Annotated in this window: 13 protein-coding genes and 1 tRNA gene; 9 read left to right on the top strand and 5 right to left on the bottom strand. The window is 47.1% G+C overall.

The features are described from left to right. Window positions 1-17 precede the first annotated feature (17 nt). From KNP62_RS12575 to KNP62_RS12565, 3 genes are all read right to left on the bottom strand, one after another. Entirely contained in the window at window positions 18-2,633 is a 2,616-nt protein-coding gene (locus KNP62_RS12575) for a putative bifunctional diguanylate cyclase/phosphodiesterase (RefSeq protein ID WP_353047535.1), read from the bottom strand. A 106-nt stretch (window positions 2,634-2,739) separates the two neighbouring features. Further along, on the bottom strand, window positions 2,740-3,606 hold the full coding sequence (locus KNP62_RS12570) for a YitT family protein (protein ID WP_214696834.1): 867 nt from the start codon (window positions 3,604-3,606) through the stop codon (window positions 2,740-2,742). Between the two features lie 75 nt (window positions 3,607-3,681). After that, a complete protein-coding gene (locus KNP62_RS12565) occupies window positions 3,682-4,089 on the bottom strand; it encodes a YkvA family protein (protein WP_074033005.1) in 408 nt (135 codons plus the stop codon). A 113-nt stretch (window positions 4,090-4,202) separates the two neighbouring features. Between KNP62_RS12565 and KNP62_RS12560 the strand changes: the two genes are divergently transcribed. Continuing rightward, the gene (locus tag KNP62_RS12560) at window positions 4,203-5,441 is read left to right on the top strand and encodes an aminopeptidase (protein ID WP_214785739.1); all 1,239 of its coding nucleotides are present in this window, start codon (window positions 4,203-4,205) and stop codon (window positions 5,439-5,441) included. 37 nt (window positions 5,442-5,478) lie between these two features. Here the strand turns inward: KNP62_RS12560 and KNP62_RS12555 are convergent, their stop codons facing one another. Next, window positions 5,479-6,261, bottom strand: a complete 783-nt coding sequence (locus KNP62_RS12555) for an alpha/beta hydrolase (protein ID WP_214785738.1) — start codon at window positions 6,259-6,261, stop codon at window positions 5,479-5,481. Between the two features lie 105 nt (window positions 6,262-6,366). Between KNP62_RS12555 and KNP62_RS12550 the strand changes: the two genes are divergently transcribed. The 6 genes from KNP62_RS12550 (at window position 6,367) to KNP62_RS12525 (ending at window position 9,241) form a co-directional block, all read left to right on the top strand. Next, window positions 6,367-6,957 carry a TetR/AcrR family transcriptional regulator gene (locus KNP62_RS12550; protein WP_353047534.1) on the top strand — a complete coding sequence of 197 codons (591 nt, stop codon included), beginning with the start codon at window positions 6,367-6,369 and terminating at the stop codon, window positions 6,955-6,957. Then, on the top strand, window positions 6,950-7,294 hold the full coding sequence (locus tag KNP62_RS12545) for a DMT family transporter (RefSeq protein WP_214747352.1): 345 nt from the start codon (window positions 6,950-6,952) through the stop codon (window positions 7,292-7,294). The genes KNP62_RS12550 and KNP62_RS12545 overlap by 8 nt, the downstream gene beginning before the upstream one ends. Then, entirely contained in the window at window positions 7,291-7,605 is a 315-nt protein-coding gene (locus tag KNP62_RS12540) for a DMT family transporter (protein WP_074033008.1), read from the top strand. Before KNP62_RS12545 ends, KNP62_RS12540 begins: the two co-directional genes overlap by 4 nt. A gap of 71 nt (window positions 7,606-7,676) precedes the next feature. Beyond that, window positions 7,677-8,234, top strand: a complete 558-nt coding sequence (locus KNP62_RS12535; protein ID WP_214696843.1) for a GNAT family N-acetyltransferase — start codon at window positions 7,677-7,679, stop codon at window positions 8,232-8,234. 86 nt (window positions 8,235-8,320) lie between these two features. Further along, window positions 8,321-8,393: transfer RNA gene (locus KNP62_RS12530), tRNA-Val, on the top strand. Window positions 8,394-8,542: 149 nt separating this feature from the next. Beyond that, window positions 8,543-9,241, top strand: a complete 699-nt coding sequence (locus KNP62_RS12525; RefSeq protein WP_214785737.1) for a DUF554 domain-containing protein — start codon at window positions 8,543-8,545, stop codon at window positions 9,239-9,241. 34 nt (window positions 9,242-9,275) lie between these two features. Here KNP62_RS12525 and KNP62_RS12520 read toward each other — a convergent pair whose 3' ends face one another. After that, complete coding sequence (locus tag KNP62_RS12520; RefSeq protein ID WP_251125704.1) at window positions 9,276-10,064, bottom strand: pyrroline-5-carboxylate reductase family protein; 789 nt, start codon at window positions 10,062-10,064, stop codon at window positions 9,276-9,278. 192 nt (window positions 10,065-10,256) lie between these two features. Here KNP62_RS12520 and yidD point away from each other — a divergent pair, with 192 nt between their 5' ends. Continuing rightward, complete coding sequence (gene yidD / locus KNP62_RS12515) at window positions 10,257-10,526, top strand: membrane protein insertion efficiency factor YidD (RefSeq protein WP_015880777.1); 270 nt, start codon at window positions 10,257-10,259, stop codon at window positions 10,524-10,526. A 129-nt stretch (window positions 10,527-10,655) separates the two neighbouring features. Then, complete coding sequence (locus tag KNP62_RS12510; protein ID WP_214747338.1) at window positions 10,656-12,008, top strand: alanine/glycine:cation symporter family protein; 1,353 nt, start codon at window positions 10,656-10,658, stop codon at window positions 12,006-12,008. Window positions 12,009-12,017 lie beyond the last annotated feature (9 nt).

Here is a 12,017-nt window from a genome sequence, read left to right as displayed (position 1 = left end):
CCAATACATCATTCGGTTCAGGGCGTTGCGTGTTTCATGTAATAAATGACGAACTCATCAAGTGGCATCGGCTTTGCATAGCGATAGCCTTGCATGGAGTCACATCCAATTTTACGAAGGAACGTCTCTTGATATTCAGTTTCTACACCTTCGGCGACGAGTGCCATACCAAGTTGTCGTGCCATGGCGACGATGGTCGTCGTGACCATCTGATATTCACGATTCTCTTCAAGTTGCATCGTGAATTCACGAGGGATTTTCAATTCATCGATTGGGTAACGAACGAGATAGGCCAGCGAACTATAACCTGTCCCAAAATCGTCAATCGAAAGTTTGATACCGAGCGACTTTAATTCTAGGATTCGATTCAAGACGCGATCGGAATGGTGAGCGGCGACCGTTTCGGTTAATTCAAAATTGAGTCGGGACGGATCAATTGGGAATCGCTCGAACAACGTATTCAAATAATCAATTAAATGCTCATCAAACAATTGCCGAACGGACAAGTTGACCGAAAGCTTCGGCAAATGAATATCTCCTTGTTCGAATACGTGAATCAGTTGGAACGTCTCATGAATCATCCAGCGACCTAAATCGTGGATATGACCGGTTTCTTCAGCAATCGGAATGAATTGACTCGGGGGAATGAACGTCCCGTTATGTTGCCAACGCATGAGCGCCTCCGCTCCAATCACTGCCTTCGTAGACGCATCGACTTGAGGTTGGAGGAAAAGTGAAATCTCTCCTTTTTCAAGTGCGGTATCAAGTCCTTCCATCAATACTTTCCGTTCTTCCTTGTCTTCCCGTAATTCTGGTTCGAACATGACGGTTTCGTCACGACCTTTGTCTTTTGCGCGATACATGGCGAGATCGGCGTTCGAGAGCAGGTGTTTCAATTTCTTACCATGCTCCGGGAAGCGGACGATTCCAATCGAGGCATGCACTTCAACCAGTGTCCCAGCCATATAATAAGGTGGGCGATAGACGAGACGCCGTAAGCGTTCTGTCAACATTTCATCATCACCGTGCTCGGCGACGACAATAAATTCATCACCACCGAGACGTCCTGCATATTCGTTTGGAAGGAGTGCGGTCCGCAGTCGTTTTCCGATATGCTGCAGAAGCTCGTCTCCCATATGATGGCCAAACTGGTCGTTAATTTCTTTGAAGCCGTCTAAATCAGAGAACATGAGCGTGAACGTGCGACCTTCTTCGATCAAACGTTCAATTTGCTCTTGTAGCGCGTAACGGTTGTGAAGCCCTGTCAGACTATCGAATTTGGCTTGGTATAAAATTTGTTCTTGCTGCTCGATCATTTGCGTGATGTCTTTCGCGATAGCGTAAATACCTTCGACTTCCCCGTCGATGATCATCGGAACATTGACGAGTTGCCAAACACGTGTCTCGCCTTCTTCGGTCATAATCCGTACATCAATCGTTCTCGGTCGACCGTTTGATAACTCTTGAAGAATAATCGTATACGGTGCACGATCTTTCGATTCGATGATGTCGAGGATATTTGACCCAAGTAACTTGTCCGTCGTCAATCCAAGAATCGAACTTCCTGCCTCATTGACCGACAACACTTCGCCGTGCAAATCGAATAAGAAAATTGGTTCTGAATGATAGGCGAAAAGCGAGCGGTATTGCTGTTCACGAATCTCGAGTTCATGCGCCTTTGTCGACACGGCCACTTCTAAATCTGTATTGACTGAATGAAGACGATGGCTGATGAGCGCGTTCTGTTTTGAAACGACGAACTGGCGAATGAGCAAGAGAAGCACGGCATTCGCAATCATCGAATCGGTTACAGACGTACCGAGAAGGCGGTCTGAAGCGAGTAAAAATAGCATGACGACGATACTGTACAGAATATAATCCAAAATGGAATCGTAAGCAAGGGCGTCTTCCGATATATCCTCGACCCAATAACTGATGGAAATCATAAGGATACTACTGACTTGAACGAGATGAACTAGTTCATGTGTGATGCCTGAAAACACAAAGAGCGTGTTCGCGATTGAGGCGACCGTGAAGCTTAAAATTCCGACGAGTACAAGGATCCGGAATTGCTGTCCAGCCGAGACGACGCGATTTAAATACAAGAAGGATAGCATCATGTACAGGCTGATCAGGAGCATCTGCTCTTCAAAGCCACTCAACTGAGATACGAGTGACACGTCTTGTGTGGAATAAAACCATATATGTAGTGCACCAATCACAAAGAAACTAAATAAGGCGAACAAGTCAAACGTACGTAATTTCAACGTGCGAATCTCAATGGATTGAGTAATGACAATCAGAGCCATGATTAAGTAAAAGAAATTTTGTAAAAACAAGAGGTATTGAGTATTCGCACCTGTCGAATCATAGTGCATTAGTAAATAAAATGCGAAGCACACATTTCCCGCAGTAATCAAAACATGAATAAATCTTCTCATCCCTCTATGTTTAAAAATTGCTACTCCACTAAATAAGATGGCTGCTCCTGAAATGACGAGATAATAGATGAGCAACGTGCTGTTTCGCAGATCATGAGGGGTCAAAAATAACAATAAAAGTCCGGTCAAAAACGTTCCGATGAGAATCGCCGGAACGTATTGGCGCAACGAGTGAACTGACAACTCATGCACCTCCTTCTTTATATATAGGGGTCTCTTATTTATTATCGGAACAGGTGACCGAAGATTACACAAATAAATCGACAACAATACGAGATTGTTGTCGAACAGGTAAATATTAGAGTGTATACGAGTGTTCTTTGAAGTTCCCTACGATGGAATCGATTTCTGATACGGTGACAAATGCCTCAGAGTCAATCTCGGAAACAATCTGACGAAGTCGAGGGATTTCATTGTTCTGGACGACGACGTACAGCATTTTTTTCGAATCGTTCGAATATCCGCCTGTCGCATCCATGATGGTGACGCCACGTTTTAAGTTCTGCTTAATGACCAAGTTGATTTCATCCGCCTTCTGACAAATGATGAAACATTGCTTTTGAGCGGAGAAGAACTTGTGAATCGTGAGTAACGTGCGTGACCGGACAAAGCTTAACACAAGGGCATACATGACCGCTTTAATGTCAAAGACGATGAAGACCATTACATAAACGATGATATCTTGTGTCAAAAAGATTTTAGGTAACGACAAGTTTCGGTTGTTCATATAAATGACTTTCCCTAAAATATCGAGACCGCCGGTAGAAGCGCCTGCGAATAAGAGGAGAGCAAGTCCGAGACCCGAAACGATTCCGCTGAATACGGAAGCGACGAGCGGATCGTCAAGTGGAGTCGGCGGAATAAGGACAGGTAAACTATCGATTAAGATAGAAGAGAGCACGACAACAATTCCCGTCATCAAAATAAAGCGACGTCCCAAGTATTTTAACCCTAAGATGAAGAGTGGGATATTGAGCACGAGCTGGGTCATCCCGATTGGCGTTCCGAATAGTTCGTTCGTAATCAACGTGATTCCGACGATTCCCCCCGAACCGATTTCATTAGGTTTGAGCAGTAAACTGACAAAGACAGACTGAAGGATTGTCCCGGCAATGATGAACAGTACCGTTTCAAGGGCAACCCGTTTTCGAGATTTAGCATACATAGATAATGGCTAGGCCTTACGCCTCCTTTTGGTAAGTCTTCTGCTAGCGTACTGCTACTCGTTCATCATTTCAAGTCACAATTCGTTATGGAATCGGTCGATATCACTCGCTAATTGTTCATGTACATAATCGATCACCTGAGCATCATCGAATAGTCCGAGCGGTACATCATCCGGAATCGCATCGAACGGTGAGACGAAATATAGAATTGCCGCGACAAGCTCTTCTTGTTTGTCAGGTTGCATTTCAAATTGATCATTGTATAGCGCGCGCAACATATTCAGCATTTGTTTCATTTGGAAGTAGAGCGTCAGTTCTTCTTCGCGCTCGATATTGCTGATTTCATTGGATGCCACGTCTACGGTCACTTTTGCGAGGGCGCGCTCACCTTGGACGAGTAGGTCGCCGAGTTGTTCTCGGTCGTGGATATCTTCTTTCGCTTGTTTCAAAAAGTGTGTGTAGGTTGATTTCCAATCTGCCATAGTAGATTCCTCCTTCATTCTTCATCTACTAATATGCCCGTTTTTGCGCATCGGTTGCAACTTTTCCTGAAATTTAAGAAAATAAAGATAACTGAAAAGGAGGAACGATACATATGTCTATGATTTCTATGCCGACAGAGGCAGATTTCGCACGCTATGCAGAGCTAGCTGTGAAAAAAGGTGTCAATATTCAACCAGGTCAACAGCTAGAGGTACGTGCCGATATCAGTCAGGCACCACTTGTCCGTCACGTGGTGAAAGCTGCGTATGCGGCAGGTGCGAAACAAGTATTTGTCAATTGGAGCGATGAGGAGACATCGAAGATTCGTTATTTCGATGCACCAGCAGACTCGTTCAAAGAGTTTCCAGATTGGTTAAAGGCTCGTTTTGAACAATTGGCTGAAGAGAAGACAGCATTCTTGTCCATCGTCAGTGATGACCCAGATGCCTTGAATGGTGTCGAATCGTCACGCATCTCGGATGCGAACCGTGCAGCCGGACAAGCACTTGCGAAATGGCGTCAATATGTGATGAGTGACAACGTGAGTTGGTCAATCGTTGCAGGTGCGTCAGAAGCGTGGGCTGAAAAAGTATTCCCGGGGCGTGAAGATGCAGTCGCAGCTTTATGGCAAGCGATTTTCGCAGCAACACGTATGGATCAAGAAGATGTGGTCGCGGCATGGGATACACATGATCAATCACTCCGTAGCCGCGCGAAGTTGCTGACAGAGAAGAAGTACGCGAAGTTGCACTACCAAGCACCAGGCACGGAACTTACAATCGGGCTTCCGAAAAAGCACGTCTTCCTTGGCGGTGGCGGTCCAAACGTCGATGGCATCGACTTTATCGCGAACATGCCGACAGAAGAAGTGTTCACGCTCGCGGATAAAGATTCTGTGGAAGGTCACGTGTCGAGCACGAAGCCACTCAGCTACAGCGGGAACTTGATTGACGAGTTCACGCTTTGGTTTGAAGGTGGGAAAGTCGTCAAGGCAGAAGCGAAAAAAGGACAAGCGGCTCTTGATGAGTTATTGAACATGGATGAGGGAGCACGCCGCATCGGTGAAGTGGCGCTCGTTCCAGATGATTCGCCAATCTCAAACTCAGGTCTTCTCTTCTACAACACGTTGTTTGACGAGAATGCATCATGCCACTTGGCATTAGGTCGTGCCTACTCGACATGTCTCGAAGGTGGTCCTTCGATGTCGCAAGAAGAACTCGCGGCGAACGGCGCGAATGACTCGATGACACACGTTGACTTCATGATTGGGTCAGCTGAAATGAATATCGATGGTGAACGGGAAGACGGCACGCGCGAAGCAATCATGCGTGACGGCAACTGGGTCATCTAAACGAAAGAGCGAATTCCGAAATCGGAATTCGCTCTTTTCATGTGACGTCGTACAAATAACGAAGAGCGTGAGGTAAACGGCGGCGCCAGGATGATTCGTGATGAATCGCATCCGGTTCCACTTCATATCGGAAAGCGATACCCTTTTTAGCGATGGCTTCAATCAGTTTTGCATTCGTGAACAAGTAATCCTTCGCTGTGATCGGTCCGCTCTCTTCATTCGTTCCGATGTCCATATACAGTTTTCCAAAGATATCGGTTTCCTGAATAGCCTGGATCAATGGATCCAGATTCGCCCATGCAGCGGTGGAGAGGGATCCGACTCTTTTGATGGAAGGGTAGGTTGCCATCATATATAAAGAGATGACACCTCCCATCGAGCTCCCCATGACGCCGACATCTTCTGGATTTGTCGCATACTCTTTGTCGATTCGTGGTTTTAAGTCGTTCATAAGCCAATCTGTATACAAACGACCTTGACCACCAAGGGTTGGGCGCGTTTTCGCAAGTTCTGGTCCGATACGGCGATATAACATCTCATCTTCTTCATATGAATACTCGTCATAACGATCTAACCAGTTCGGAGCACTTGCAATGGCGACGACCATAAGTGGAAGCTGGAGTGTATCGATGCAGCGGTCAATTTCCCATCCTTCTCCATATGTAGCCGTGCTTCCTGAGAATACATTTTGCCCATCATGCATATAAAGGACAGGAAGTGGGGTGTCGGCATTGACCCAGTCTGGTCGAAACACGCGGACAATCCGTTTTTGACCACGGACCTTCTCCGTTGGAATCGATACGTTCAATTGATCAATCATTCTTCATCACCTCTTTCACCTTGTATTGTGGAGAATCATGAGCGAAAAGACAAACACAAATCTTGACTACCTACCGTTCGTTAGGTAAAGTGAGGAGGAAGGAGAGTGAGACGCGTGAATACAAAAGAGAAAATTATGCAATCCGCTCGGACACGGTTTGCCCGTGAAGGATATGAAGGATTATCACTTGCGGCGGTTGCCGAAGACGTTGGCATCCGAAAGGCTTCTTTGTATGCTCACATCGATGGGAAAGAACAATTGTTTAAGCAAGTCGTGACCGATATGGCGAATCGTTATGAAGAAGCATGGCGACAGATATGTGAGGATACCGAGGAACGACCACCTTTAGAACGGATTGAGTCGATCGTTCGTACGCTCACGTCATTCTTTAGCGATCACGAGACGTGGATGTTGACGAAACGGATGCTCCTCGTACCACCCCCAGAATTTCGGGACTATATTGAAGAAGTCATCGGAAAGGTAGAGACGGAGTTAAAGCGGTTTGAAAAAGAACAGTTTCGTCTCGCGATGGAGCGTGGAGACTTACCATCGCAACCACTCGATGAGCTCTATGCTGCGTACTATTGCTTTCTAGATGGTGCCTTATTGTCTCTATTTACATTTGAAGATGAGCGGGAGATGCGACAACAAGCCGCTTTCCGAATCTTCAAGAAAGGTGTGGGTTGGAATGGATAAGGAAAAAGTCGCCTGGATTTCTCTTTTGTTCGCAGGATTGCTTGAAATCATTTGGGCAACGACGATGAAATTGTCTGAAGGGTTTACCGTTCTTGGTCCGACGTTATGGACGATTGTACTCTTGGTTGTCAGTTTCGGCTTACTCGCCAAAGCATTCCGGGTTTTACCTGCAGGTACAGGGTATGCCGTCTTCACGGGAATCGGAGCGGTTGGAACGGTGATTGTCGGTGCTCTTCTTTTTGACGAGGCGCTTAGCGGCTGGAAACTTTTACTTGTGACGACGTTGATCATCGGAATCATCGGGTTGAAACAAGTGACAGGAGGAGAAGAAGCATGAGTTGGGTATATTTGATCGGTGCAGGGATTGCTGAGATGACAGCCGTTTTCTTTATGGGGAAATCGAAAGGGTATCAAATTTTGAAATGGTCAATCTTATCGATTTTGTCGTTCGCGCTCAGTTTTTATTGGCTATCGAAGTCGCTTGAAGACATTCCGTTAAGCTTGGCTTACTCCATCTGGGTCGGAATCGGAGCGGCAGGTGGCGTCATTCTAGGCATGCTCTATTTAAATGAGTCTAAAAGCCGCTGGCGAATCTTTTATCTAATGATGATTATCGGCAGTGTGGTCGGTTTAAAAGTTGTATCGTAAAGGATTGAAACAAGCTGAAAACGGGAATTGAATAATTCAGATTATGAGATGGAAGAAAGGGGCGGAAAACGATGCATCTTGTCGAGTTGCAGTCCGAACGTTTGCGGTTTGAACCGTACACGATCTCTGATTTCTATTTTGTTAAGTCGCTTCTCCAAGATCCTCGGGTGATGCGCTTCATCAGTCCGGATGGGAGACCGTATACAGACGAACAAACAATCGAATGGTTCGAACGTCAATTGGCCCGCTATGAAACGGGACGCCAGACGGGACTATTGAAGCTGATGACGTTCGAAAGTGATGAACCGATTGGTCATGCAGGTACGTTGCTTCATGAGTTAGACGGTAAACTCGAGCTAGAAGTTGGCTATTGGTTGTCACCGAAGCATTGGCATATGGGTTACGGACGTGAAGCGGCCGCGCGATTGATGCAGTATGCCTTCACTGAAGGAGAGAAGGAAATCATTTCACTCATTCATCCAGAAAACGTTCCGTCTCAGCGTGTGGCTAAAGCGAATGGTCTTCATTGGGACCGTGACACCTTATATCAGAACATGCTCGTCTCCGTTTATGCGGGTGATTTGGAACGCCTCTGCCGGCATATTGATCGCCAACAAATGACGCGTTAAAAAAGTACAAAAAACTTTTAAAAAGTTGTTGCCAACTTAATAGTTTCTTGATATATTAATAGTGTCCTTAAGAGAGGACACGACCTGATTCTGTAGCTCAGCTGGGAGAGCGCTACCTTGACAGGGTAGAGGTCGCTGGTTCGAGCCCAGTCAGAATCACTTGGGTGCCAAACCCTCGAGAAACCCACCGGAACATGGGTTTCCGCGAAGCCACTTCTTGCGAGAAGTGGCTCTTTTTTTGTATATTGACACGGCACGAAAGCAATTGGTATATTCCTCTCAATACATATAGAAACGGGGAATGCGACATGGTGCTAACGGGAACCCTCGTCAATGCCGGATTAATCGTCATCGGGTCATTGTTAGGTCTCTTATTTCACCGCATTCCAGAGCGTATGAAAGAAACGGTGACGGCAGCAATCGGGCTTGCGGTCATCTTGCTCGGCATTCAAATGGGGATGAAAAGTGAAAACTTTTTGATTGTCATCGGAAGTCTTGTCGTCGGGTCTGCGCTCGGGGAATGGTGGAAGCTAGATGAAGTATTGAATGAAATCGGCTACCGGCTTGAGCGGCGTCTTGGAAGTCAATCGAGTGTAGCGGAAGGGTTCGTTACGGCAACGCTCATCTTCGTCATCGGCGCGATGGCAATCATTGGGGCGCTCGATAGTGGATTACGTGGCGACCATGACGTCCTGTATACGAAAGGGTTGATTGATGGATTTACAGCCCTCGTGTTGAGTTCGACGCTCGGCATCGGTGTCATGTTTTCGGCCGTTCCGGTGTTATTGTATCAGGGTGGGATTGCACTACTCGCCATTCAAATCATGAAGTTCATTCCGGAGTCGCTCATGGACAGCTTTATTTTAGAAATGACTGCGACCGGTGGTGTGATGATCGTGGCGATTGGCTTGAACTTGGTCGGGATCACGAAAATTCGCGTGGCCAACTTATTGCCGGGAATTTTAATCGTGGCACTTATTGTATCGGTCATACAGATGACGACGTAAAAAAATGGACGGAAGCGTGGCTTCCGTCCATTTTTTATGGTTTCTCAATTGTTTCATGATCTTCTTTGGCACTTTCGCGTAAGGCTGAAGACATTACATCGGCAAGGTTGCGGTCGCGTAGCACGCCGACTCCACGATCTGTCGGTCCACCTGGAGCAGCGACGTCAGCAATGAGTTCGTTTGTCTCGCGTGTTTCGTGTGACAGCAACTCTGCAGATCCTTTCATCGCCTGGGCGACAATTTGACGAGCCGTTGCTTCGTCGTATCCTACGTCGGTCAAGACCGGTGTCATCGCACCGACAATCTCATAGAAGAAAGCCGGGCTACAACCTGCGGCTGCCATGAATGCCGACATCGTCTTCGCATCCGTGATGGCCGTTCGACCGACACGTTCAAAGAGGGCAGTCGCTTTTGTACGATCGGTCTCATCTGTTTCAGGACCGAACCATAAGCCTGTCATCCCGCTCCGATATGCGACAGGCGTGTTTGGCATCGCGCATACGGCAGGAAGCCCTGAAGCTTCTTCTAATTGACTCGGTTCGATGTGTGCCGCGACAGATACAAGAAGTGGGGTGTTCCACTCTTTCGACTCCACGTATGGAATGACACCGTCCGGTTGCATCGCTAATACGACGATCTCATAGTCGTTGACATTTTCTTCTTCAACGATGTGTACGCCGAGTTCGTCTTGTAGTGCGAGCAATCGTTCCCGGTCGCTTCGGTTCGTCATCGTGATGTTTGTCGGTTCGATCCCAGAGTCAATCCATCCTCGAACGAGTGCCTCACTCATAGATCCTGCGCCGACCATTAGTAATTGTTTCATCATCCGTCACCTCTTCTTTTCGATTCGGTCAATAGTTATGTTGACTATCATAACAAACCTGCTCTCGAATATCGCCCATCTTGCTCATTTGTAAGGAGATGGAAAAGGATTTGATACATAAAACGATGCACATGACAAACGTTTCAAATCGCGCTATGATGGCACTAATTCAAAAGAGTGAGGCGAAATCGTGTGAAACGTGTACTAGTAAAAGGGATTCAAGGTTATCAACGTTTTATTTCACCATTAAAGCCGCCGACATGCCGATTTTATCCGAGCTGTTCGCATTATGGGATCGAAGCGATTGAAAAACACGGGGCCGTCAAAGGGAGTTATTTAACCGCTCGCCGACTGATCCGTTGCCAACCGTTTCACCCAGGTGGGCTCGATTACGTCCCGGATACATTTGATTGGAAAGCGCCTTTACAACGAGAGAAGCCTGAATCACAGCGAGACGATTAAGTTCGTCTCGCTGTTTGTATACAGAAGTACGTTTCGAACAGTTGTTTTAGCACAATACTTTTGCATTGTTCTAAGTATTCTGAAAAAATAGGGATGTACACTATTTTTCGGGGAAAGGGGATACTTTGTATGGGGCAATCATTTAGTGAATGGGTGAGTACGGCATCCAATTTTGTATGGGGACCACCGCTTTTAATTTTGCTTGTGGGGACAGGCATTTACTTGACGGTGCGTCTAGGTGGTATTCAAATTACCAAATTACCGTATGCATTGAAGTTGGCGTTTTCAAAAAATCAGGATCAATCCTCAAAAGGGGATATCAGTCACTTCCAGGCGCTCATGACCGCGCTTGCGGCGACCGTCGGTACGGGGAATATCGTCGGGGTGTCGACAGCAGTTGTATTAGGAGGACCAGGAGCCATCGTATGGATGTGGGTGTCCGGATTCTTTGGGATGGCAACGAAATATGCGGAGGCCGTTCTAGCTGTTAAGTATCGGGTCACCGATGAACGCGGTCAGATGGCTGGTGGACCGATGTATTATCTGGAACGAGGATTGAATCAACGTTGGTTAGCCGTAGCGTTTGCGGCATTTGCCTCGATTGCGGCGTTCGGGATTGGAAATGGGGTCCAGACGAACTCTGTCGCGCTCGCGCTCAAAACGACATTCGATGTACCACTCTACATATCAGGAATTCTCATCATGATTTTTACAGGCGCGGTCATCCTTGGAGGCGTACGTTCGATCGGGAAAGTGGTCAGCTACTTCGTCCCGGTCATGATTGCCTTCTACTTAGGTAGCGGTCTCTTGATCATGATTATGAACTACTCGCTTATTCCAGATGCGTTCGCACTCATCTTTAGCAGTACGTTCAGTGCGGAAGCAATCGGTGGGGGAGCCATCGGAGCGGCCATTCGATATGGTGTCGCGCGTGGTGTCTTCTCGAACGAGGCAGGTCTCGGTTCCGCTCCGATTGCTGCAGCGGCAGCGAAAACAGATATGCCGGGTCGTCAAGCGCTCGTCTCGATGACACAAGTCTTCTTGGACACGCTTGTCGTCTGTTCGGTGACAGGGTTGACACTCGTCATGGGTGGTCAAATCGGGACAGGACTAGAAGGAGTCGAATTGACTTCAGCCACATTCGAACTGTTCCTCGGTCCGGCAGGTGGCTACATTGTCACGATCGGTCTCGTCCTATTCGCTTACTCGACCGTTCTCGGTTGGTCGTATTACGGCGAACGGTCCATCCATTACTTGTTTGGGCAAAAGTCGATTCTTCCGTATCGGATTGCCTTCGTGCTCGTCGCTGGACTCGGTGCCATGACGACAAACTTGAATTTGGTATGGGCGCTATCCGATGTCTTCAACGGTTTGATGGCCATTCCGAACTTGATTGGTCTCTTGTTCTTGTCGGGCGTTGTCATTGCCGAAACGAAACGATTCAATCAACAGCTTGAAATTGAGAATCGAAAAGTATCCTAAACGCATTGA

It is taken from the genome of Exiguobacterium sp. s183 (assembly GCF_018617655.1).
GTDB classification, from domain to species: domain Bacteria; phylum Bacillota; class Bacilli; order Exiguobacteriales; family Exiguobacteriaceae; genus Exiguobacterium; species Exiguobacterium aestuarii_A.
The sequence above is the reverse complement of the archived record's forward strand: the minus strand, read 5'-3'. Positions and strand labels throughout refer to the sequence as shown.

Coding starts and splice junctions, on each gene's coding strand:
- KNP62_RS12520 (WP_251125704.1), bottom strand. CDS start 10,064: ATGAAACAATTACTAATGGTCGGCGCAGGATCTATGAGTGAGGCACTC.
- KNP62_RS12545 (WP_214747352.1), top strand. CDS start 6,950: ATGGATAAGGAAAAAGTCGCCTGGATTTCTCTTTTGTTCGCAGGATTG.
- KNP62_RS12510 (WP_214747338.1), top strand. CDS start 10,656: ATGGGGCAATCATTTAGTGAATGGGTGAGTACGGCATCCAATTTTGTA.
- KNP62_RS12570 (WP_214696834.1), bottom strand. CDS start 3,606: ATGTATGCTAAATCTCGAAAACGGGTTGCCCTTGAAACGGTACTGTTC.
- KNP62_RS12535 (WP_214696843.1), top strand. CDS start 7,677: ATGCATCTTGTCGAGTTGCAGTCCGAACGTTTGCGGTTTGAACCGTAC.
- KNP62_RS12540 (WP_074033008.1), top strand. CDS start 7,291: ATGAGTTGGGTATATTTGATCGGTGCAGGGATTGCTGAGATGACAGCC.
- KNP62_RS12565 (WP_074033005.1), bottom strand. CDS start 4,089: ATGGCAGATTGGAAATCAACCTACACACACTTTTTGAAACAAGCGAAA.
- KNP62_RS12560 (WP_214785739.1), top strand. CDS start 4,203: ATGTCTATGATTTCTATGCCGACAGAGGCAGATTTCGCACGCTATGCA.
- KNP62_RS12525 (WP_214785737.1), top strand. CDS start 8,543: ATGGTGCTAACGGGAACCCTCGTCAATGCCGGATTAATCGTCATCGGG.
- KNP62_RS12555 (WP_214785738.1), bottom strand. CDS start 6,261: ATGATTGATCAATTGAACGTATCGATTCCAACGGAGAAGGTCCGTGGT.